Raw genomic sequence first — 20673 nt, forward strand, 5'->3', positions numbered from 1 at the left:
TGTGGATCGGGGACGCTGCGCTGACCTACGGGTGAACGGCGGGAGCGGTCTTGGTGTCACCGCTCCCGCCGTCAACGGCTGACGCTGACGGTCAGGCCTGCTCGCCCTCGGCGGCCGGGGCCTCGGCCGGAGCCTCGGCGGCCTCCGCGGCCGGCGCCTCGGCGGCGGCCGGGGCGGCGTCCTCGGTCTCCGCCTTCTTCTCGCCCTCGAGCAGGTCGCGCTCCCACTCGGCCAGCGGCTCGCCGGCGGCCTTGTCGCCCTTGCCGGCCTCGGCCACGCCGGAGCGGGCCATCAGGCCCTCGGCGACGGCGTCGGCGATGACGCGGGTGAGCAGGGTGACGGAGCGGATCGCGTCGTCGTTGCCCGGGATCTTGTAGTCGACCTCGTCGGGGTCGCAGTTGGTGTCGAGGATCGCCACGACCGGAATGTTCAGCTTCCGGGCCTCACCAACGGCGATGTGCTCCTTCTTGGTGTCCACGATCCAGACGGCGCTGGGCACCTTCTGCATCTCGCGGATACCACCGAGGGTCTTCTCCAGCTTGGCCTTCTCGCGCGAGAGCACGAGAAGCTCCTTCTTGGTCAGACCGGACGCGGCGACGTCCTCGAAGTCGATCTGCTCGAGCTCCTTGAGGCGCTGCAGACGCTTGTAGACGGTCGAGAAGTTGGTGAGCATGCCGCCCAGCCAGCGCTGGTTGACGTAGGGCATGCCGACGCGGGTGGCCTGCTCGGCGATGGCCTCCTGCGCCTGCTTCTTCGTGCCGACGAACATGACCGTGCCGCCGTGGGCGACGGTCTCCTTGACGAACTCGTAGGCGCGGTCGATGTACGACAGCGACTGGAGCAGGTCGATGATGTAGATGCCGTTGCGCTCCGTGAAGATGAAGCGCTTCATCTTCGGGTTCCAACGACGGGTCTGGTGACCGAAGTGGACGCCGCTCTCCAGCAGCTCCCGCATCGTGACGACGGCCATGGCCGTGTTCTCCTTGGTTCTCGGTTGTGCCGCGGATGCCGGACGGCTTCCGCGCCTGACGCCCGCAGCGCGCCGTTGCCACAAGGACCGAGGGGCGCTGACTCCGAGATTCCGGACGGTGCCGGCTCCCGGTGTCGGGGCGTGCGAAGTCGACCCGGTGACCCGGATCGCCATCAGAAGTGTACGGGACCGGCGGAGCGCCGGGTGACGCCGCTGTCCACAACCGGGCGGTGGTCCACAGGCTCCGGCCGTGATCGCCGCGGTTGCGCGACGGTGACGGCATGCGAGCGAAGCGATGTGTGTACGTGGTGACGGCGCTGCTGTCGCTGTTCCTGCTGGGTCCGGCGCGCCCCGCCCCCGCGGCGGACGAGCCGTCCCCCGCGGGCCGGGACCGGTCCTGGCCCCTTCCGGGGCGCCCGGCCGTCCTGCGCCCCTGGGATCCCCCGCCGACGCCGTACGCCCGCGGGCACCGGGGCGTCGACCTGGCGGCCCCGCCCCACTCCCCCGTCCTGGCCGTGGCCCCCGGCCGGGTCTCCTTCGCGGGCCGCGTGGCGGGCAGGGGCGTGGTCTCGGTCGACCTGACGGGCCCGGGCGCCCCGCCCCTGCGGACGACCTACGAGCCGGTCCGCGCCTCGGTCCGCGAGGGCGACGAGGTCACGGCGGGCCAGCCCCTGGGCAGCCTGGAGCCGGCCGCCTCGCACTGCCCCACCACCTGCCTGCACTGGGGCCTGCGCCGCGGCACGACGTACCTGGACCCCCTGACCCTCCTCCCACCATGGCTCCTGTACCAGGGCCCTCCGGTACTCCTGCCGGTCCTGGGCGTCCCCCTGCCGCCGGCGGCCTAGCCGCGGTCCCGCGACCCGACCGAGGGCGCGGCGCACGTGCCGCCCGCCCTGGGCGGCTGCGACGGGCGCGTACGGCACCCCGTTCCGACGGGCTGCGGTCCTGTCCCCCCCCCCAGCGCGACACCAGGCACAGAAAACCCACGCTCACCCGACTGCGAGCGCCGCAGGCCGCCGCCTCGACCGCAGGCGCGGGCACGCGTGCCGTCCGGGGTGGCACGGGCGGGTGTGGGCAGTACGGCGCGTCTCGCCGGGGCGTGGTTCCGTGCCGGGCCGTGGCGCCGGGAGGGCGGGCGGGCGCTCAGCCCAGGACGCCCCGCAGCGCCATCCGTACGGCCGCGTCCGCCACGACGGCCGGTTCCTCCGCGCCGAGCTCCATCCGCCGGACGGCCGCGTCGACGACGCCCTGGAGCATCATCGCGGCCAGCCGGGGCTGCGCGTGTCCCATCTCGCGCAGCACGTCCACGATCATGCCGACCAGCGCCCCGTGCGCGGCGCGGATCTTCTCCCGGGCCCCCGCGTCCAGCTCGCTCGCGGAGATGGCGACCACGGCCCGGTGCCGCCGGTCGCCGACCAGCTCCAGCTGCCGGCGCACATACGCCTCGGCCTTGGCCTCCGGTCCCTCGGCGGCGTCCATCGCCGCCTCGACCTCCGCCGCCCACACGGGGAAGTCGGCCTCGCACAGCTCCTCGACCACCGCGGCCCGCGAGCGGAAGTACTCGTACACGGACGACCGCGCCAGCCCCGTCCGCTCGGCGAGAGCCGGGAAGGTCAGCGCCTCCGTCCCGCCCTCGGACAACAGGGACCGAGCCGCGTCCAGCAGGGCGGCTCGCTGCATCGACCGGTGCTCGGCCACGGAGGCCGCTCGAATCCTTGGCACGTCCCTCACTTTACGGACCGGCCACCCGCGGCGGGAGTGACCCGGCACACCCGTCTCAGCGTCCGAAGGCCGCCAGCTTCGCCCGCAGCTGGAGCACGGACTTGGTGTGGATCTGGCTGACCCGGCTCTCGGTCACCCCGAGCACGTTCCCGATCTCCGCCAGGGTCAGGCCCTCGTAGTAGTACAGCGTGACCACGGTCTTCTCCCGCTCCGGCAAGGTGTTGATCGCGCGGGCGAGGAACCGCCGCAGCTCCCGGTCCTCGGCCACCTCCACGGGATTGTCCGCGGCGGTGTCCTCCAGCGTGTCCATGAAGCTGAGCCCGTCCCCGCCCTCGCTGCCGACGTGCAGCAGCTCCTCCAGGGCGACCACGTTCGCCAGCGACAACTGGCTGAACACGGCGTGCAGTTCCTCCACCGCGATGCCCAGCTCGGCGGCGACCTCGCCCTCGGTGGGCGTGCGCCGCAGCCGCGCCTCCAGCGTCGCGTAGGCCCGCTCCACGTTGCGCGCCTTCTGCCGTACCGAGCGCGGGATCCAGTCCAGCGCCCGCAGCTCGTCGATCATCGCGCCGCGGATCCGGGTGATCGCGTACGTCTCGAACTTGATCTCCCGGTCGATGTCGAACTTCTCGATCGCGTCGATCAGCCCGAAGACCCCGGAGGAGACGAAATCGGCCTGCTCCACGTTGGGCGGCAGTCCGACGCTGACCCGTCCCGCCACGTACTTGACCAGCGGCGAGTAGTGCAGAATCAGCTGCTCGCGCAGCCGGTCGTCACCCGTCGCCTTGTACGACCGCCAGAGCTCGTCGAGCGTCGAGGGAGCCGGCGGCCGCACGCTGCCACCGTCGCGGGCGGCTGGGGAGAAAGCCGCCCGGTCGGACCCGGAGGTGTGCTGGGGCATTCGTCGCCTTGTGCCGTTCTGCCGTGAAGGGTGGTACCTGGGTGAGCTGTCGCTCTGGGGTGGAGTTGCCGGACTGTGTCGGGATCCTCGTGAGCGTAGCGTGACTGACGCGTCGCGGTGCGCGAACGTGGGAGCACGCAGGGGGCGCAGATACGTTCCGCTGCGCGCCCTACCGGGTCACGGCCGTCGCGCTGAGTGATCGCAATAATCCACCAACTCGGTGATTTCCCAAGGCTGTCGGGCTTCCCCCGGACGGCCGAACACGCTCGGTCAACTCGGGCCGCGAGCACGCCGAACGGAGATCATCGCCTGGCGTGTCAACTTCCAGCCGTCGCCGTGTCGTTCGACGTAACCAAGTGCTCGAAGCTCGTACAGCCTCGCGACGGCGTCGTCCTCCGTGGTCTGCGCGTCCCGCGCGATCAGGGCCGGTCCGGCCGTGCCCCGCCCGGGCAGCGCGGCCAGCACCCGCCGGGCGCCCGGCGCGAGCAGATCCGCCGGCAGCACCGGGCCGCGCCGCTCCGGGGCCAGCTCGCCCATGTCGCCGACCAGCTCCACGACCTCCGCCGCGTCGGTGACCAGCACGGCGTTCCCGCGCAGCAGCTCGTGCACCCCCGCCGACCGGGCGCTGGTGGCCGGTCCGGGCACGCCCATGGTGTGCCGGCCCAGCCGCTGGGCGGCCCGCGCGGTGACGAGCGAGCCGCTGCGGTGCGCCGCCTCGACCACCACGGTGCCGCGGGTGAGGGCGGCGATGACCCGGTTGCGCTGCACGAATCTGCTCGGGGTCGGGTGATCGCCGGGCGGCAACTCGCCGACGACGAGCCCCTGTTCGGCGATCCTGCCGATCAGCCCGGCGTGGCCGGGCGGGTAGGGCCGGTCGACCCCGCAGGCCAGCACGGCGACGGTGGCGCCGCCCGCGCCGAGGACGCCCCGGTGGGCGGCGCCGTCGATGCCGTAGGCGCCGCCGGAGACCACCACCCAGCCGCGCTCGGCGAGCCCGGCGGCCAGGGCGGCGGCCATGTGCGCGCCGTACTCGGTGCAGGCTCGCGCGCCGACGACGGCCACGGACCGCAGCGCCCACATCCGCAGGCTGGCCTGTCCGCGCACCCACAGCCCGAGCGGCCGGGCATCGCCGAGGTCGTCGAGCTGCCGGGGCCACTCGCCGTCGCCCGGTGCGAGGAACCGGACCCCGGCGGCCCGCGCGGTGCCGAGGTCCCGCTCGGGGTCGGCCCCGCGCGCCCGCGCCCGCAGGCCCTCCCAGCGCCGCCCGCTCACCCCCGGCAGCGGCCCGCCCGCGCCCTTCAGCCGCCGCGCGACCTCCACCACGCCCAGCTCGCGCACCCAGCGCCCGGCGGTCTCGTCGCCCGGCTCGATGACGCGGGTGAGGAAGACCCGGGCGAGGAGGCCGGAGTCGTCGCCGCTCATGTCAGCGCCCCGATGGCCATCGGCACCCCGCGCGGGACGCCCGTGCGCAGCTGGAGGGCGAGCGCCACGTCGGTGGCGTCGGGCCGGTCGTGGCCGACCAGGTCGGCGACGGTCCAGGCGACCCGCAGCACCCGGTCGATGCCGCGCGCCGTCAGCGCCCCGCGTTCGAGGCTGCGTTCGGCCTCGTCCATGGCGCCGCTCACCGCGTGCCAGCGGCTGCGCAGTTCCCGCCCGGGCACCTCGCTGTTGGTGCGCCACGGGGTGCCGGCCAGGCGGGCCGCCGCCCGTTCCCGCGCCGCGCGCACCCGGTCGGCGACCGTCGCGGTGGACTCGCCGCGGGCGGCGAGGCCGGTCAGCTCGGCCCGGGAGACCCGGTCCACCTCCACCCGCAGGTCGACCCGGTCGAGCAGCGGCCCGGAGAGCCTCGCCTGGTAGCGGCGGATCGCGGACGGCGGGCACTCGCACAGATCGCCCGTGACCGAGAACCGCCCGCACGGGCACGGGTTGGCGGCGAGCACCATCAGGAACTTCGCCGGGAACCGCACCACGCCCGCGCTGCGCGCGATCACGACGTGCCCGGACTCCAGGGGCTGGCGCAGCGCGTCGAGGGCCTGGCCGCTGAACTCGGGCGCCTCGTCGAGAAAGAGGATTCCACGATGAGAGAGCGAGACGGCGCCCGGCCGCGCGACGTGAGGACCGCCGCCGACGAGCGCCTGCATGGTGGCCGAGTGGTGCGGGGCGCAGTACGGCGGGACGTCGACCAGGGGTTTGTCCGGCGGCAGCAGACCGGCCACCGAGTGCACCGCCGTCACCTCCAGCGACTCCTCGCGGGTGAGCGGGGGCAGGATGCCCGGCAGCCGCTCGGCGAGCATGGTCTTGCCGGCGCCGGGCGGTCCCTCCAGGAACAGGTGGTGTCCGCCCGCGGCGGCGACCTCCACCGCCGTACGGGCCGAGATCTGGCCGACGACGTCGGCGAGGTCGTAGCCGTGGTCCTGCTGGGCGGCGCCCAGGCTGTGCATGCCGGTCGCGGCGCCGGTGCCGGGGACGCGCAGGCCGGCGAGCAGCGGGTCCGGGCGGCCGACGTCGTCCTTCTCCTCCTCCGGCACCGGTTCGTCCGCCAGGACGGCGATCAGCTGGCGCAGGCTGCGCACGCCGAGCACGGACACGCCGGGGACGAGGGCCGCCTCGGCGGCCGCGCACTCCGGCACGACCACCTGTTCGTACCCGGCGCCGGCCGCGGCGAGGACGGCGGGCAGGATGCCGCGCACGGGCCGCACCCGGCCGTCCAGCCCGAGCTCGCCGATCATCACGATGTCCGCGAGGACCCGCGGGTCGATCCGCTCCCCGGCGCCGAGCACCGCGCAGGCGACGGCCAGATCGAACCCGCTGCCGGCCTTGGGCACGGAGGCCGGGCTGAGCCCGACCGTGAGCTTCTTCTGCGGCCATTCGGCCCCGGAGTTGACCACCGCCGCCCGGACCCGGTCCCGGCTCTCGGTCAGGCTCTTGTCGGGCAGCCCCACCAGGGTGAAAGCCGCGACGCCCGGTTCCAGGTCGGCCTGGACCTCGACGACGACACCCTCGACTCCGACGAGGGCCACGGAGCAGGTGCGTGCGAAAGCCACTCAGGCCACCCCCCGCGCATGCTCGACGACGGGCGCGCCCCGGTCGGGCAGGACGACGCCCACGAGGTCGATGCGGACCCCGCCGGGCGGTGCTCCGCCGTGTTCCTGCGTCCAGCGTTCCGCGAGCCGACGCAGCCGGCCCGCCTTGGCCGGGGTGATCGCGGCCATCGGGTGCTGGAACCGGCCCGCCCTGCGGGTCTTGACCTCGCAGACGACCAGGACGTCGCCGTCGCGCGCCACGATGTCGATCTCACCGGTCCGGCCCCCGCGCCAGTTGCGTTCCAGGACCGTCATGCCGGCCTCGGCCAGCCGCCGCGCGGCCAGCTCCTCGCCGTACCTGCCGAGTGCGCTCTGTGCCAGTCGGGTGTTCATGTCGGCACCACCTCCGGCGCCAACCGTCACGCATCAGCCGCCGCAAAGTGGATCTTGGTGCACAACTCGGCGGTTGTGGAAAAAGGCCTCACCCACACGGGTGATGTTCACCCGCCGGGCAGCTCCAGATCGCTCTTGTTCAGCTCCTCGATGTTCACGTCCTTGAACGTCAACACCCTGACCTGCTTCACGAAGCGAGCCGGCCGGTACATGTCCCAGACCCAGGCATCCGCCATCGACACCTCGAAGAACACCTCACCCTGGACCGAGTGCACCTGCATCTCGTAGTCGTTGGTCAGGTAGAAACGCCGCTCGGTCTCGATCACGTACTTGAACAGACCGACGACATCGCGGTACTCCCGATAGAGCTTGAGCTCCATCTCGGTCTCGTACTTCTCGAGGTCCTCGGCGCTCATGGCATGTTCCCCTTCAGCCGTGCGATCCCCCCATTGTGCGCCAGTCCCGCGAGCCCCTAGACGATTTCGGTGTCGAGGATCTCCGGACGGGCGGGGGGACCTTCGTCGAGCAGCCGGCGCAGCAGCCCGGCGAGTCTGGTCGGATACACCGTCTCATGTGCCCGGCTCAGTTCCCGACACGTCCACCAGCGCGCTCCGACGACACTGCGCCGTTCCAGCTCGGTCAGCCCCACGGCCTCCGTCGCCGTCTGGGTCGTACGGGCCAGGTAGTACCACTCGTCCTGGTTCCAGCGGCGCCCGGCGAACGGGAAGGAGCACATCCGCCGCCACAGGACCGGGCCGAGCTCGACGTCCGTGATGCCCGTCTCCTCCGCGAGTTCCCTCAGGGCGGCCTCCTCACGGGTCTCGTCGCCCTCGACGCCGCCGCCCGGAGTGAACCACCAGTCGTCGGCCGGGTCGCCCGGTTCGTGGCCGTGCAGCAGCAGGATGCGGTCCCGCGGGTCCAGCAGCACCACGCGCGCCACCTTGCGCACCTCGCCCTCCAGGACCGGGTGCGCACCGGCGTCGCTCGCGCCCCTCGCCTCAGCGGGCACCGGCGGCCCCCGTCCCGGCCTGCGCGGACGCCCGGCCGCGGGCCGCGCGCTGGGCGAGCGGCCCGTACGCGGCGCCGCCGAGCACCAGGACCGCGCCCACGACGATCAGCACCGTGATCGTCCGCAGCGGCCCCGGCTCGGACAGGGTGCCGCCCACCGCCTCGAAACCGGTCGGGCGCGGCAGCATGCCGTCCATGGGCCAGACGACGGCGTCGACCCGCGCGGAAACCGCGTCGCGGGCCACGGTGCCGCTCGCGGCGTCGGTGAGGTGGGCGGTGGAGTCCAGTGAGCCGTGCCGCTCGTCACCGAGCAGGAAGAGCCGCCCCTTGGGCACGGTGACCGTCGGGAAATTCGCGGACGCGGCCTGCCCGTCGGACAGGTACGGCTCCTCGATGCGCTTGCCGTTGACCGTCAGCCGGCCGTCCTGGCAGCAGGCGACGGTGTCCCCGCCGACGGCGACCACGCGCTTGAGCATGGGCGCGTTGCCCCAGGTGGCGTCCTTGAAGACGACGACGTCGCCACGGCGTACGTCCGCGCCGTCGACGCGCTGGGCGAGCACCCGGTCGCCCGCGCCGATCGTGGGGGCCATCGAGGTGGTCGGCACGGTGTACGGCCGGTAGACCACCGCTCCCCAGCCGAAGGCGGCCAGGAACAGCACGAGGCCCAGCGCGACAGCCAGGCCGGACAGTCGCTGTCCGGTCCGGCCGCCCGCCGGGCCGTTGTCTGTGCCCCCGCCGCGCGGGGCCGTACGGGTCGTGCTCTCGCCAGCCATGGGCCGCACCCTACCCGGCGGTACCGGACCCGTCAGCCCTCTCTCCGCCGGGACGGACCGGGCCGACGCCCGGTGCCGTCGGCCGCGGCGGCCGGCCCGCCTCAGCGGGTGCCGGAGACGGTGAACCGCTTACGGCGCCACAGCGCCACCGGCACCACACCGGCCAGCGCGAGCACGTGCGGCGCGCTCGTCAGCGCGGACTCGGCCGGCGCGGCCGACGCCTTGTCGTTCAGACCGGGCTGGTCGAAGGTGTCCGGGACCGGCAGGGTGCCCCAGCGGGTGATCGGCCAGGCCTTGACGATGGCCCGCCCGACGACCTCGTCCACCGGGACCAAGCCGCGGTACTTCTCCGCGCGGTTGTAGCGGGAGTCGCGCGAGTTCTGCCGGTTGTCGCCCATGACCCAGAGGTAGCCCTCGGGGACCGTCACCTTGAACTGGCCGCCCGTGTCGTCCACGCTGCACGGCGTGCTGCCCGGGTAGATGTACGGCTCGTTCAGCGCCTTGCCGTTGACCTTCACCGGGCCGGTGCCCTTGCACTCGACCGTGTCGCCGCCCACGCCGATGACCCGCTTGATCAGGTCCTTCTCCTCGGCGGACGGCATCAGGCCGATCCACGAGAGGAACGTCTGGAAGGCGTTGGGCTCCGGCGGGATCTCGCCCGCCAGCCAGTTGCCGGGGTCGTGGAAGACGATCACCTCGCCGCGCTCCGGCTCCGAGCCGAACCAGGGGGTGAGCTTGTCGACCAGCACCCGGTCGCCCCGCTGCAGGGTGTCCTGCATGGAGTCGGAGGGGATCGAGAACGCCTGGACCAGGAACGTCTTGATCAGCAGGGCGAGCACGAGGGCGATGCCGATCAGGATCGGCAGCTCCTTCCAGAAGGAGCGCTGTTTCCTCGCGGGCGGGGAACCGGAGCCCTCCGCGTCCCGCTCGCCCGTCTGCTGCTGTTCGTCGCTCACCGTGCCGTCCTCGGCCGTCGTCGTGTCACTCCCGGAGGTCACGGCGCTGTCCGCGGCCGGTCCGGCCGGGTCCACGGGGTGTCCGCGGTGCTCCTCGCCGTCGTGTCCGGACCGTGCGCCAACCGCCACATCCCCCACGCCTACTCCTTACTCTGTGCCGCTGCCTGCCCCAGGGACGGCGCAGGCCCACCACTCCCATAACGAGCGGGAGTTCCGCAGGGCTCGGGAGGTGGGTCATTGCGTTCGGCTCCGACGCGCCGGGATCCAGAGGTCTCGGAGCCGGCACGCCCGGAGCATCGGAGGCAACCCTATGCGACGCGTGGGCGGCTGTGGCCGACCCGGACGCCGGGTCGGCCACGGAAGCGAAGGTTTCCGGTTCGTCGAGCGTGGTCCAGTGGTTGAACGGCCAGGCGATGACGATGGCCCGCCCCACCACCTGGTCCTCGGAGACGGTGCCGCCGTAGTCGGTGTCCTGGTGGGAGCGGGAGTCGGCGGAGTCCGCGCGGTGGTCGCCCATGACCCACAGCCGGCCCTCGGGCACCGTGACGTCGAACTCGGTGAGGGAGGGGGCGTTGCCGGGGAACAGGTAGTCGCCCTCGTCGAGCGGCACATCGTTCACGGTGACCCGGCCTTGCGCGTCGCAGCACTTGACGCGGTCGCCGCCGACCCCGATGACCCGCTTGATCAGGTCTTTCTCGTTGTCGGACGGCAGCAGGCCGATGAAGGTGAGTCCTTCCTTGACCTGCTTGACGACGACGGGGTCGTCCTTCTTCTGGGTGGGCTGCTCGTCGTTGAGCCAGCCTCCCGGGTCCTTGAACACGACGACGTCCCCGCGCTCCGGCTTGGCGCCGAACCACGGGGTGAGCTTGTCGACCAGCACCCGGTCGCCGATCTGGATCGTCTGCTCCATGGAGCCCGACGGGATGACGAACGCCTGGACCAGGAACGTCTTCAGGACCAGGGCTATGAGGACGGCGACCCCGATGAGAAGCGGTATCTCCTTGATGGCCGACCGGCGCCGCCGCCGCTTGACCTTGCGCTGGAGCTTGCGCCGCTCCGCGCGGGTGCGTCCGCCGGACGGCGCGGAGGCGCGCCGGGTGCCGGTGGGCAGCAGGTCCTCGGCGGGGCTGCTCGGCGCCCCGCGCGGTTTGCCACGGCTACCCATGGCCACCGCCGGCGGAAACCCCGGAAGACCCGGGTGCTCCGGAGGCCTCGGTAACCCCGAACGCCGCCCCGGACGCCCCGGACGAAGCGTCCGGCGCGCCGGGCACCCGCCCGTACACCTCGGGGCGTTCCAGTCGCGTGAGACGGCCGGCGGGCCAGACGATCCAGTCGGCGCGGCCGATCACGTCCTCCACGGGGATCATGCCGCCGCCGGGTGAGCCGAGGTGGTCGCGGGAGTCGCTGGAGGCGCTGCGGTGGTCGCCGAGGACGAAGAGCCTGCCGGCGGGCACGACGACGTCGAAGGGCACGGAGGACGCGCGGTCGCCGGCGTGCAGGAACGCCGTCTCGTCGACGGACCGGCCGTTCACCCGGAGCCTCCCCTCCTTGTCGCAGCAGACCACGTGGTCTCCCCCTACGCCCACGACGCGTTTGATGTAGTCGGCGTCCCCGAAGTATCCGGTGCCGTCGAACACGACGACGTCGCCCCGCCGCGGCTCGGCTCCGAAACGGTACGCCACCTTGTTTACGAGAACGCGGTCGCCGATCCTCAATCCGGGCTCCATGGATCCGCTGGGGATCTGGAACGGCTGCGCCACGAACGTGTTGAGGAGCAGCAGGAAGACCAGGCAGGCCAGAGCGGTGAGGGTGATCCGCCCGCCCGGGAGCCAATCGGCGATCCGCTGCACCAACGCGAAACGCGACCGGCCCTCCGTGCCCCGCTGCGGGGGTCCGGAGGAGCGGTCGCGCTCCGTCGGCTGTGCTTCGGTGTCCATCGGGCCCAGATGCTATCCGGCTCCGCTGTGGACCCCGCCGGGGCGAACCCCGGGAAGCGCTCAGTTCTCGCGCTTCTCCTTGATCTTCGCCGCCTTGCCGCGCAGCTCGCGCAGGTAGTACAGCTTGGCGCGGCGGACGTCACCGCGGGTGACGAGCTCGATCTTCTCCACGATCGGGGTGTGCACCGGGAAGGTGCGCTCGACGCCGACGGAGAAGGAGACCTTGCGGACCGTGAAGGTCTCGCGCACGCCGGAGCCCTGGCGACGGATGACCACGCCCTTGAACTGCTGCACACGAGAGCGGTTGCCCTCGATGACGCGGACGTGGACGTTCACGGTGTCACCCGGGCGGAAGGCCGGGATGTCGCTGCGCAGCGACGCGGCGTCGACGGAGTCGAGCAGGTGAGACATTTCGTCTGCTTTCTTCGCTGATGCCACAGGTCATCAACGGCAACTAGAGGTTCTGGATGAGCGCTGTGCGGGTCGGGGCGGGCGTCGTGTCCCCCTGTGGCAGGGGCGCACGCCGGACGGCGCACAACAGCGGTCTATTCTTCCACGCCCTCGGTCCTGCGCCAAAATCGGCCGTACGGCTCCCCCTCCGGGTCGGGCGCCCAGCCCAGGATGGAGAGCATCTCGCGGTCCTTCTTGTCGAAGGCCTTGGGGTCGCAGCGCTCGATGAGGTCCGGCCGGTTGAGGGTGGTGCGCCGCAGTGCCTCGTCGCGGCGCCAGCGGGCGATCCTGCCGTGGTGTCCGCTGAGCAGCACCTCGGGGATCCCGCGGCCGCGCCACTCGGGCGGCTTGGTGTAGACGGGGCCCTCCAGGAGGTTGGCCATGGCGCCGGGCGCGAAGGAGTCGTCGCGGTGGGACTCGGCGTTGCCGAGGACACCGGGAAGCAGACGGGCCACGGCCTCCGTGACGACGAGTACGGCCGCTTCGCCGCCGGCCAGGACGTAGTCGCCGATGGAGATCTCGTAGACCTGTATCCGGGTGGCGTACTCGTCCACGACCCGCCGGTCGATGCCCTCGTAGCGGGCCGGCGTGAAGATCAGCCAGGGCCGCTCGGACAGCTCCACGGCCAGCTCCTGGGTGAAGGGCCGGCCGCTGGGGGTGGGGACGATGAGCGCGGGGCCGTGGGCGCCGGTCTCGTAGCCGTCGGCGAGGACGGTGTCCAGGGCGTCGCCCCACGGCTCGGTCTTCATGACCATGCCCGGGCCGCCGCCGTACGGCGTGTCGTCCACGGTGTTGTGCCGGTCGTAGGTCCAGGTCCGCAGGTCGTGGACGTGCACGTTCAGCTGTCCGCGCGCGCGGGCCTTGCCGACGAGGGAGACGTTGAGCGGTTCCAGGTACTCGGGGAAGATCGTGACGACGTCGAGCCGCATCACGCCTCGCCCCCGCCGGACGCCCGGGACTCGCCGGACTCGCCCGACTCGCCCGCCTCATCAGCCTCGCCGGTCTCACCGGACTCGCCGGTCTCACCGGCCTCGTCCCGGCTGGAGGCGATCACCGCGCGGTCGTCGATCAGCCCGGGCGGTGGGTCGATGACGGCCCGCTGCTCCTCCAGGTCGATGCCGGTGACGATCTCCTCGACGAACGGGATCATCACCTCGGTGCCGTCGGGCCGCTCGACGATGAACAGGTCCTGCGTGGGCAGGTGCGAGATCTCGGTGATCCGGCCGACCTCCACCCCGTCCTCGGTGACCACGTCGAGGTCGATCAGCTGGTGGTCGTAGTACTCGTCCTCGCCCTCGGGCAGCTCGTCGGGGTCGACGTCGGCGATCAGGAGGGTGTTGCGCAGCGCCTCGGCGGCGTTGCGGTCGTGGACGCCCTCGAAGCGCAGGAGGAGACGGCCGCTGTGGACACGGCCGGTCGCGATGGTCAGGGGCCCCGCGGAGGCGGGGTCGGTGGTGAGTACGGCGCCGGGGGCGAGCCGCAGTTCCGGCTCGTCGGTGCGGACCTCCACGGTGACCTCGCCCTTGACGCCGTGGGCGCGGCCGATCCGTGCGACTACCAGCTGCACTGTGCTTGCTCTCCTGTCGGAACGACTGCGAGCCGGGACGGCTCCCGGTGCGGAACCGGACGGCTCGACACGACTGCGGGCCGGGGAGGGCCCAGTGGCCCTCCCCGGCCCGAGCCGGTGCTGTGTTGCGTCAGCGGACGTCGTCCACGTCGACGAGGTCGACCCGGACGCCACGGCCGCCGATGGCGCCCACGACGGTCCGCAGAGCGCGTGCGGTGCGGCCGTTGCGGCCGATCACCTTGCCGAGGTCGTCCGGGTGGACCCGGACCTCGAGCACCCGCCCGCGGCGCAGGTTGCGCGAGGCGACCTGCACATCGTCAGGGTTGTCGACGATGCCCTTCACGAGGTGCTCGAGAGCCTCCTCGAGCATGCTCAGGCCTCGGTCGACTCGGAGGACTCGGCCGCGGCCTCGTCCTTCTTCTCAGCCTTCTTCTTCTGGGTGATGGCCTCACCCTTGCCCTCGTCCTCGCCGCTCAGGGCCTCGAACGACGGGCGCTCCTTCTTCGGCTCGGCGACGAGCAGCGGAGCCGGGGCGGGCTCGCCCTTGAACTTCTGCCAGTCACCGGTCTTCTTCAGGATGGCGAGCACGGGCTCGGTCGGCTGGGCGCCGACGGAGAGCCAGTACGCCACGCGCTCGGCGTCGACCTCGATGACCGACGGGTTGTACGTCGGGTGGTACTTGCCGATCTCCTCGATCGCACGGCCGTCACGACGGGTACGCGAGTCGGCGACGACGATGCGGTAGTGAGGCGAACGGATCTTGCCGAGACGCTTGAGCTTGATCTTGACTGCCACGGGAGTGGGTTCTCCTGGATTTGACGTGGTTGGGCACGGCGAGCATGCCGCGTGGGGTTGCGGTACCCGAGTGCCCGATGGACGCGTCAGCCGGAGGAGAGAGGGGTCCTGTGCGGCTGTCGAGTACAGCTGGCCATTCTGCCATACCCCGCGGGGCGCTTCCGACCGAGGGTGCGCGGCCGGGACGCCGCGCGGGGCGGTGCGGCCGCGGCCGCGCGAGCGGGACGGCCGCGCGGGCAGGACGGCGCCGCACCCGGCGCAGAGGTGAACGACGTCGGGTGCGAGCCGTGACGACGCGCTGCCGCCGGCCCGTCGGCAGCGGCACCCGCGCGGTACGAGCCGCCCGCTCCGGCACCCACGAGATGCCGGAGCGCTCAGCTCGCCGCGCCCGCGCCCACCACCTCGGGGATCCGGAACGGCTTGCCGCAGCCGCCGCAGACGATGGGGGCCTGCGCCAGGACCGACGGGACGACGCGGACGTTGCGCCCGCAGTCGCAGACGGCCTTGACGCGCACCCCGCCGCCGGACGAGCCGTGCCGGGCGGCCGGGCCGCGGAAGGTGCGGGTGGTGTCGGCGGAGGTCGCCGCCGAGTGGGCCTTCAGGGCCCGCTGGAGGCGTTCGATGGTCGGGCGGTAGCGCCGCTTCGCCTCGGGGTTGAGCGTGACCAGCGAGAAGCCGCTGCTCGGGTGCGGCTCCTCGGGGTGGTCGAGGCCCAGCTCCTCGGCGATCGCGAGGAAGCGGCGGTTGTGGTAGCGGCCGGCGCGGGAGGTGTCGCGGATTCCGCGCGCGGCGGCGATGCCGTGGACTGCCTCGTGGAGCAGTCGTTCGAAGGAGAGTTCGTGTCCGCAGGCGGACGACGACTCACCGATCAGGGACTCGGGCGCGGCTAGATCCGGCAGCTCGGGGTGGTACCGCTGAATGTCGGCCCACGCCTGCGCCAGCTCTGCGGCGAGAACAGGTGGTGTCGTGCTCACGTAATGACAACGAGCCGGGGTCCCGCTGTGTTCCTATTCCGGGGCATCCCAAATAATTTGCACGTACCCGTCAGTTGCCGCTGATGCGTCCTGACGAGGGCGGGTGCGCTGATCTGCGGAGAAGCCGCACAGCTCCACGCAAGGTGGTACGTAGCCTGACGTACGCCCCCGCGTGTACGCCCCGGTGCGCGCACCGGGATGTGTGTGGCCCTTCGGTGCGCAAGAGGCGTTTTCGGCCGGGTCCGCCCCACTCGGGACAGCGACCCCGGCCCACGTGACGTTACCGCGTGCCACCGCGCGGCCCGGCACCGCCCCGCCCGTCCCGCGCGTCCCGCGCGTACGCCGTACCGCCCAGGTTGCCGGAACGTGAAATCTCGCCACGACGCGCCCCGTCGGCCAAGCCGCGGCCCCTTACCACTGGACGCCGTCGCGAGCCCGGAGTTTCCTGGCATACGGGGGGCGAGCGCACGTCACGGGGGCTTCAGGAGAACGGGGACAGAGGCACATCTCGGCGGAATGGGGCGCTTACATATGACATCTACGCTCGTGCGTCAGCACCCGCACACGGGGGACACCCCCCGCGTGGACCTGAGTGCCCGCGCGCGTGACTGGTCGGAAATCCAGGAGCGGATGCTCGTACCGCTCTACGAGGCCGTCTACGAGCGACTGGACGTCGGACCCGGCACGCGGCTGCTCGGTCTCGGCTGCGGCAGCGGCCTCGCGCTGCTGATGGCCGCCTGCAGAGGCGCCGCGGTCACCGGCGTGGAGCCTTCCTCCCCCGAACGGCTGGCCCTCGCGCGGGAGCGGCTGCGAACGGAAGCGACGGGCGCGCACGCGCGGGCCGACGCACCCGCCGCGGCGCCTTCGGTCAGCGCCTCGCTCGGCGCGGCGGACCGGCCCGCGGACCCGGCGGACGCGCGGGGCGCGCCGTACGACCTCGTGACCGCCTTCGAGCCGATCGGGTGCCGCGCGGGCGACTCCGACGGGCTGGCCGGGCTGCTCGGCGCGGCGATCCCGCGGGCCGCGCGCGGGGCGGCGGTGGTGCTGGCCGGCTGGGGGCCGCCCGAGCGGTGCGCCACGACGGCCGTGCTGCGGGTGGCCGACAAGCTCGCCGACCCGTCGCGCGGCGCGGGCCGCTGGCGCCCGGCCCTGCGCGACGACCTGGAGGAGGTCGCCGAGCGCGCGGGCCTGCGCCCCGACGGCTCGGGGCGGGTCGCCTGCCCGTTCGGGTACGCCGACGTGGACAGCGCGGTGCGCGGACTGCTCTCCACCGGGCTGTTCGACGCGGCGATCACCGCCACCGACCGGGCCCAGGTCGACAAGGAGCTGAAGGAGGCCCTGCATCCGTACCGCCGCCAGGACCGCACGGTGTGGATGCCGAACGTCTTCCGCTACCTGATCGCGCGGGTCCCGTGAGCCCTCACGCCTCGGCGCCCTTGGTCAGCCGGGCGATGCCCGCGATGCGGTAGGCGTCGGCCTCCTCCAGCGTCTCCCGCTCCAGCAGGGCCGCCGCGAGCGCGTCCAGCCGGCCGCGGTGCTCGCGCAGCTTGTGGCAGGCCTCCTCGTAGCAGTCGTCGACGATGCGGCGCATCTCGCCGTCGATCACGTCCAGGGTCCCGGGCGCGGCGGCGAGGCCGTACGTCTGCCGGTCGTCGTCGGGCAGCGCGGACAGGCGGCCGACCCGTTCGCTCATGCCCCAGCGGGCCACCATGCCGCGCGCGATCCTGGTGACCTGCTCCAGGTCGCTCTCCGAGCCGGTGGTGATCACGCCGTAGACGACGTGCTCGGCGGCCATCCCGCCGAGCGCGCCGATGATCCGGCCGCGCAGGTACTCCTCGGTGTACGCGTACTTGTCGGCGTCCGGCGTCGACAGCGTCACGCCCAGCGCCCGTCCGCGCGGCACGATAGTGATCTTGCGGACCGGGTCGGCGCCCGGCTGGAGCATGCCCAGCAGCGCGTGGCCGCTCTCGTGGTACGCGGTGCGCCGCCGCTCCTCCAGCGGCATCACCAGGGCGCGCTCGGCGCCCAGCTGGACCTTCTCCAGGGCGTCCGAGAGGTCGGAGCGCGTCACCCGGTCCTGGCCCCGCTTCACCGCGAGCAGGGCCGCCTCGTTGGCCAGGTTGGCCAGCTCGGCGCCGGTCATGCCGGGCGTGGTCCGGGCCACCTGGGCCAGGTCCACGTCCGGCGCGAGCGGGATCTCGCGGGTGTGGATGCGCAGGATGGCCTCCCGGCCGCCCCGGTCCGGCGGCGCGACGCTGACCACGCGGTCGAACCGGCCGGGGCGGGTCAGCGCGGGATCGAGGATGTCCGCGCGGTTGGTCGCCGCGATCACGATCACGCCCTCCGAGCCGGAGAAGCCGTCCATCTCGGTGAGGATCTGGTTGAGCGTCTGCTCGCGCTCGTCGTGGCCGCCCATCGCGGCGCCGCCGCCCCGCGCGCGGCCGATGGTGTCGATCTCGTCGATGAAGATGATCGACGGCGCCACCTTCCGCGCCTCGGCGAACAGCTCCCGCACGCGGGAGGCGCCCACGCCCACGATCATCTCGATGAACTCGGAGGCGGACGCCGAGAAGAACGGCACCCCCGCCTCGCCGGCCACCGCCCGCGCGAGCAGTGTCTTGCCGGTGCCGGGCGGGCCGGCGAGCAGCACACCGCGCGGCATCTTGGCTCCCATCCGCCGGTAGGCGTCCGGGTTCTTCAGGAAGTCCACGACGTCGTTCAGCTCGCCCTCGACCTCGTCGATCCCCGCCACGTCCGCGAACGTGGTGCGCTTCTGTCCCGGCTCCAGCTCCACCGGCTTCGGCGGCGCCTTGCGCCCGAACATGGCGCCGGCGCCGCCCATCCCCGCGCGCGCCCGCCGTGCGATGACGATCCACAGCACGACCAGGAGCGCCATCGGGGCCAGCGAGAGCAGCAGGTTGGCGAGCAGGCTGCGCTGCTGGACCACCGGTTCGGCGGTGACGGTGACGTTGTTGCGGGTCAGGTCCCCCCACAGCCGGTCGTCCGCGAAGGCGGGCCGCTGTGTCTTGAACTTGGTGTACGTGCCGTCGCCGCCCGGCCGGTCCCGGGCCTGCTTCAGCTCCCCCTGGATCGCGTCGCCCTTGGAGTAGATCTTGCTGACGTTGCCGTCGTCGACCTGCTTGCTGAACTCGGTGTAGGAGATCGTCGGCTCGTCGCCGTCGCCGAAGAAGGACAGCGCCAGGTTGGCGATCACGAACACGATCAGCGCGGCGGCCACGAGGTTCCACCAGCCGCCGCGCCACCGCCGTCCGCCGGGGGAGGGCTTCGCCGGCTCCTCGGGGGTGCCCTCGGTACGCCAGGGCTGGTCGGGAGACTTCCGCGGCGGCGCAGGGTTGGTCATATCGGGACGTTACGACAGGAAAGCCGCTCGGGCATGTGTACGTACGGCGCGGGGAGGCCCCGCCTCCGCCCTCCGCCCTCCGCCCTCCGCCCTCCGCCTCCGCCAGTGCGGCACAGGAGGCGCCGTACGGCCATCCGTCGATACGACGCCGGGGGCGCCCCTCCGACGAGAGGCGCCTCCGGGCGACGTACGGCCGACGTTCGTCAGCCCATGAACTTCTTGAACTCGTCCGGCAGCTCGAAGTCCTGACCGGCCTGGCCCGGCAGCCCGAACGCGCCGCCGTTCTGCGCGGCGGCCGCGCGGCGGGCGGCCTCCTCCTGCTCCTGCTGCTTGCGCTTCATCGGGTTCCCGGAGCGCTGCTTGCCCTTGGCCTTCTTCTGCTGCTTCTTGGGGCGGCCGGGGCCGCCGCCCATGCCCGGGATCCCCGGCATGCCCGGCATACCGCCGCCCTGAGCCATGCGGGACATCATCTTGCGGGCCTCGAAGAACCGCTCGACGAGGTTCTTCACCGCGCTGACCTCGACACCGGAACCCTTGGCGATGCGGGCGCGGCGCGAGCCGTTGATGATCGTCGGGTCCTGGCGCTCGGCCGGGGTCATCGACTTGATGATCGCGGCGGTGCGGTCGACGTCCCGCTCGTCCAGGTTGTTGATCTGGTCCTTGATCTGGCCCATGCCCGGCAGCATGCCGAGCAGCTTGGAGATCGAGCCCATCTTGCGGACCTGCTCCATCTGGGACAGGAAGTCGTCGAGCGTGAAGTCCTGACCCTTCTTGGACGCCAGCTTCGAGGCCATCTTGGCGGCCTCTTCCTGGCTGAAGGTCTTCTCCGCCTGCTCGATCAGGGTGAGCAGGTCACCCATGTCGAGGATGCGGGAGGCCATCCGGTCCGGGTGGAACGCGTCGAAGTCCTCGAGCTTCTCGCCGTTCGACGCGAACATGATCGGCTTGCCGGTGATCTGCCGGATCGACAGGGCGGCACCACCGCGCGCGTCACCGTCGAGCTTGGACAGCACCACGCCGTCGAAGCCGACGCCGTCGCGGAAGGCCTCGGCGGTGTTGACCGCGTCCTGACCGATCATCGCGTCGACGACGAACAGGATCTCGTCCGGCGAGACGGCGTCCCTGATGTCGGCCGCCTGCTGCATCATCTCCTGGTCGATGCCCAGGCGGCCGGCGGTGTCGACGATGACGATGTCGTGGACCTTCGACTTGGCGAAGTCGATGGAGTCCTTGGCGACCTTGACCGGGTCGCCCACCCCGTTGCCCGGCTCGGGCGCGTAGACGGCGACCCCGGCGCGCTCGGCGACGACGCTGAGCTGGTTGACGGCGTTGGGGCGCTGGAGGTCGGCGGCGACCAGCAGCGGCGAGTGGCCCTGCTCCTTGAGCCACTTGCCGAGCTTGCCCGCGAGGGTGGTCTTACCGGCGCCCTGGAGACCGGCCAGCATGATCACGGTCGGGGGCTGCTTGGCGAACCGCAGCCGGCGGGTCTCGCCGCCGAGGATGGTGACCAGCTCGTCGTTGACGATCTTCAGGACCTGCTGGGCCGGGTTCAGCGCCTTGGAGACCTCGGCGCCGAGCGCGCGCTCCTTGACGTTCTTGATGAACGTCCGGACGACCGGCAGGGCCACGTCCGCTTCGAGGAGCGCGATGCGGATCTCGCGCGCGGTGGCGTCGATGTCCGCCTCGCTCAGACGCCCCTTGCCGCGCAGATTCTTGAAGGTCGCTGAAAGGCGATCGGAGAGAGTATCGAACACGGCGGCGTCGGTCCTCGGGGTCGGGGGCAGTCTGAGCGTCTTCCAGGGTATCCGGCTTCGCGAGACAATCGTCCCTCCCCGCCGAAGCGACG

General features: G+C 72.4%; 22 protein-coding genes. 2 read left to right on the forward strand and 20 right to left on the reverse strand.

The features are described from left to right. Positions 1-91: 91 nt before the first annotated feature. A complete protein-coding gene (gene rpsB / locus AB0K92_RS09270) occupies positions 92-970 on the reverse strand; it encodes a 30S ribosomal protein S2 (RefSeq protein ID WP_166002524.1) in 879 nt (292 codons plus the stop codon). A gap of 281 nt (positions 971-1251) precedes the next feature. On the opposite strand from rpsB, the gene AB0K92_RS09275 reads away from it, so the two are divergent. Further along, entirely contained in the window at positions 1252-1815 is a 564-nt protein-coding gene (locus AB0K92_RS09275) for a M23 family metallopeptidase (protein ID WP_365920935.1), read from the forward strand. A 298-nt stretch (positions 1816-2113) separates the two neighbouring features. Here AB0K92_RS09275 and AB0K92_RS09280 read toward each other — a convergent pair whose 3' ends face one another. The 17 genes from AB0K92_RS09280 to AB0K92_RS09360 all read right to left on the reverse strand — a co-directional run bounded on the left by AB0K92_RS09280 (position 2114) and on the right by AB0K92_RS09360 (position 15466). Further along, the gene (locus AB0K92_RS09280; RefSeq protein WP_365921040.1) at positions 2114-2668 is read right to left on the reverse strand and encodes a helix-turn-helix domain-containing protein; all 555 of its coding nucleotides are present in this window, start codon (positions 2666-2668) and stop codon (positions 2114-2116) included. 79 nt (positions 2669-2747) lie between these two features. Then, positions 2748-3590, reverse strand: a complete 843-nt coding sequence (gene whiG / locus AB0K92_RS09285; protein ID WP_365920937.1) for an RNA polymerase sigma factor WhiG — start codon at positions 3588-3590, stop codon at positions 2748-2750. Positions 3591-3860: 270 nt separating this feature from the next. Then, positions 3861-5012: a DNA-processing protein DprA gene (gene dprA, locus AB0K92_RS09290; protein WP_365920939.1), complete on the reverse strand. Its 1152-nt coding sequence runs from the start codon at positions 5010-5012 to the stop codon at positions 3861-3863. Next, on the reverse strand, positions 5009-6634 hold the full coding sequence (locus AB0K92_RS09295) for a YifB family Mg chelatase-like AAA ATPase (RefSeq protein WP_365920941.1): 1626 nt from the start codon (positions 6632-6634) through the stop codon (positions 5009-5011). The genes dprA and AB0K92_RS09295 overlap by 4 nt, the downstream gene beginning before the upstream one ends. Beyond that, entirely contained in the window at positions 6635-7036 is a 402-nt protein-coding gene (locus AB0K92_RS09300; RefSeq protein WP_365920943.1) for a YraN family protein, read from the reverse strand. A 77-nt stretch (positions 7037-7113) separates the two neighbouring features. Then, positions 7114-7422 carry a DUF2469 domain-containing protein gene (locus AB0K92_RS09305; protein WP_003965949.1) on the reverse strand — a complete coding sequence of 103 codons (309 nt, stop codon included), beginning with the start codon at positions 7420-7422 and terminating at the stop codon, positions 7114-7116. A gap of 56 nt (positions 7423-7478) precedes the next feature. Then, positions 7479-7955 (reverse strand): NUDIX hydrolase, encoded by a 477-nt coding sequence (locus AB0K92_RS09310; protein ID WP_365921042.1) that lies wholly within the window; start codon positions 7953-7955, stop codon positions 7479-7481. Between the two features lie 49 nt (positions 7956-8004). Next, positions 8005-8787: a signal peptidase I gene (lepB, locus tag AB0K92_RS09315; RefSeq protein WP_365920945.1), complete on the reverse strand. Its 783-nt coding sequence runs from the start codon at positions 8785-8787 to the stop codon at positions 8005-8007. A gap of 101 nt (positions 8788-8888) precedes the next feature. Next, positions 8889-9881, reverse strand: coding sequence for a signal peptidase I (gene lepB / locus AB0K92_RS09320; RefSeq protein WP_365920947.1), 993 nt, complete (start codon positions 9879-9881; stop codon positions 8889-8891). After that, positions 9769-10908, reverse strand: coding sequence for a signal peptidase I (lepB, locus tag AB0K92_RS09325; RefSeq protein ID WP_365920949.1), 1140 nt, complete (start codon positions 10906-10908; stop codon positions 9769-9771). Before lepB (AB0K92_RS09325) ends, lepB (AB0K92_RS09320) begins: the two co-directional genes overlap by 113 nt. Beyond that, positions 10901-11680 carry a signal peptidase I gene (gene lepB / locus AB0K92_RS09330; protein WP_365920951.1) on the reverse strand — a complete coding sequence of 260 codons (780 nt, stop codon included), beginning with the start codon at positions 11678-11680 and terminating at the stop codon, positions 10901-10903. Before lepB (AB0K92_RS09330) ends, lepB (AB0K92_RS09325) begins: the two co-directional genes overlap by 8 nt. Positions 11681-11740: 60 nt before the next feature. Next, positions 11741-12091: a 50S ribosomal protein L19 gene (gene rplS / locus AB0K92_RS09335; RefSeq protein WP_166002513.1), complete on the reverse strand. Its 351-nt coding sequence runs from the start codon at positions 12089-12091 to the stop codon at positions 11741-11743. A 134-nt stretch (positions 12092-12225) separates the two neighbouring features. Then, positions 12226-13059: a tRNA (guanosine(37)-N1)-methyltransferase TrmD gene (gene trmD / locus AB0K92_RS09340; protein ID WP_365920954.1), complete on the reverse strand. Its 834-nt coding sequence runs from the start codon at positions 13057-13059 to the stop codon at positions 12226-12228. Then, positions 13059-13697, reverse strand: a complete 639-nt coding sequence (rimM, locus tag AB0K92_RS09345; RefSeq protein WP_365920956.1) for a ribosome maturation factor RimM — start codon at positions 13695-13697, stop codon at positions 13059-13061. Before rimM ends, trmD begins: the two co-directional genes overlap by 1 nt. A 130-nt stretch (positions 13698-13827) precedes the next feature. Further along, positions 13828-14067, reverse strand: coding sequence for an RNA-binding protein (locus tag AB0K92_RS09350; RefSeq protein ID WP_030612780.1), 240 nt, complete (start codon positions 14065-14067; stop codon positions 13828-13830). Positions 14068-14069: 2 nt separating this feature from the next. Continuing rightward, positions 14070-14492: a 30S ribosomal protein S16 gene (gene rpsP, locus AB0K92_RS09355; protein ID WP_166002510.1), complete on the reverse strand. Its 423-nt coding sequence runs from the start codon at positions 14490-14492 to the stop codon at positions 14070-14072. A gap of 374 nt (positions 14493-14866) precedes the next feature. Continuing rightward, on the reverse strand, positions 14867-15466 hold the full coding sequence (locus AB0K92_RS09360; RefSeq protein WP_166002509.1) for a hypothetical protein: 600 nt from the start codon (positions 15464-15466) through the stop codon (positions 14867-14869). A 531-nt stretch (positions 15467-15997) separates the two neighbouring features. Here AB0K92_RS09360 and AB0K92_RS09365 point away from each other — a divergent pair. Further along, positions 15998-16882: an SAM-dependent methyltransferase gene (locus AB0K92_RS09365; RefSeq protein ID WP_365920959.1), complete on the forward strand. Its 885-nt coding sequence runs from the start codon at positions 15998-16000 to the stop codon at positions 16880-16882. Between the two features lie 4 nt (positions 16883-16886). On the opposite strand, the gene ftsH is transcribed toward AB0K92_RS09365, so the two are convergent. Continuing rightward, positions 16887-18827, reverse strand: coding sequence for an ATP-dependent zinc metalloprotease FtsH (gene ftsH / locus AB0K92_RS09370; protein ID WP_365920961.1), 1941 nt, complete (start codon positions 18825-18827; stop codon positions 16887-16889). A 203-nt stretch (positions 18828-19030) separates the two neighbouring features. After that, positions 19031-20581: a signal recognition particle protein gene (gene ffh / locus AB0K92_RS09375; protein WP_365920963.1), complete on the reverse strand. Its 1551-nt coding sequence runs from the start codon at positions 20579-20581 to the stop codon at positions 19031-19033. Between the last annotated feature and the right edge of the window lie 92 nt (positions 20582-20673).

Origin of the sequence: Streptomyces sp. NPDC052687 (genome assembly GCF_040678395.1) — a bacterium.
Taxonomy (GTDB): Bacteria; Actinomycetota; Actinomycetes; order Streptomycetales; family Streptomycetaceae; genus Streptomyces.

What these genes read in the sequence shown, in the direction of transcription:
- rpsB (WP_166002524.1), bottom strand. Translation starts at nt 970, where the DNA reads ATGGCCGTCGTCACGATGCGGGAGCTGCTGGAGAGCGGCGTCCACTTC.
- AB0K92_RS09275 (WP_365920935.1), top strand. Translation starts at nt 1,252, where the DNA reads ATGCGAGCGAAGCGATGTGTGTACGTGGTGACGGCGCTGCTGTCGCTG.
- whiG (WP_365920937.1), bottom strand. Translation starts at nt 3,590, where the DNA reads ATGCCCCAGCACACCTCCGGGTCCGACCGGGCGGCTTTCTCCCCAGCC.
- dprA (WP_365920939.1), bottom strand. Translation starts at nt 5,012, where the DNA reads ATGAGCGGCGACGACTCCGGCCTCCTCGCCCGGGTCTTCCTCACCCGC.
- AB0K92_RS09305 (WP_003965949.1), bottom strand. Translation starts at nt 7,422, where the DNA reads ATGAGCGCCGAGGACCTCGAGAAGTACGAGACCGAGATGGAGCTCAAG.
- lepB (WP_365920945.1), bottom strand. Translation starts at nt 8,787, where the DNA reads ATGGCTGGCGAGAGCACGACCCGTACGGCCCCGCGCGGCGGGGGCACA.
- lepB (WP_365920949.1), bottom strand. Translation starts at nt 10,908, where the DNA reads ATGGGTAGCCGTGGCAAACCGCGCGGGGCGCCGAGCAGCCCCGCCGAG.
- lepB (WP_365920951.1), bottom strand. Translation starts at nt 11,680, where the DNA reads ATGGACACCGAAGCACAGCCGACGGAGCGCGACCGCTCCTCCGGACCC.
- rplS (WP_166002513.1), bottom strand. Translation starts at nt 12,091, where the DNA reads ATGTCTCACCTGCTCGACTCCGTCGACGCCGCGTCGCTGCGCAGCGAC.
- trmD (WP_365920954.1), bottom strand. Translation starts at nt 13,059, where the DNA reads ATGCGGCTCGACGTCGTCACGATCTTCCCCGAGTACCTGGAACCGCTC.
- AB0K92_RS09350 (WP_030612780.1), bottom strand. Translation starts at nt 14,067, where the DNA reads ATGCTCGAGGAGGCTCTCGAGCACCTCGTGAAGGGCATCGTCGACAAC.
- AB0K92_RS09365 (WP_365920959.1), top strand. Translation starts at nt 15,998, where the DNA reads ATGACATCTACGCTCGTGCGTCAGCACCCGCACACGGGGGACACCCCC.
- ftsH (WP_365920961.1), bottom strand. Translation starts at nt 18,827, where the DNA reads ATGACCAACCCTGCGCCGCCGCGGAAGTCTCCCGACCAGCCCTGGCGT.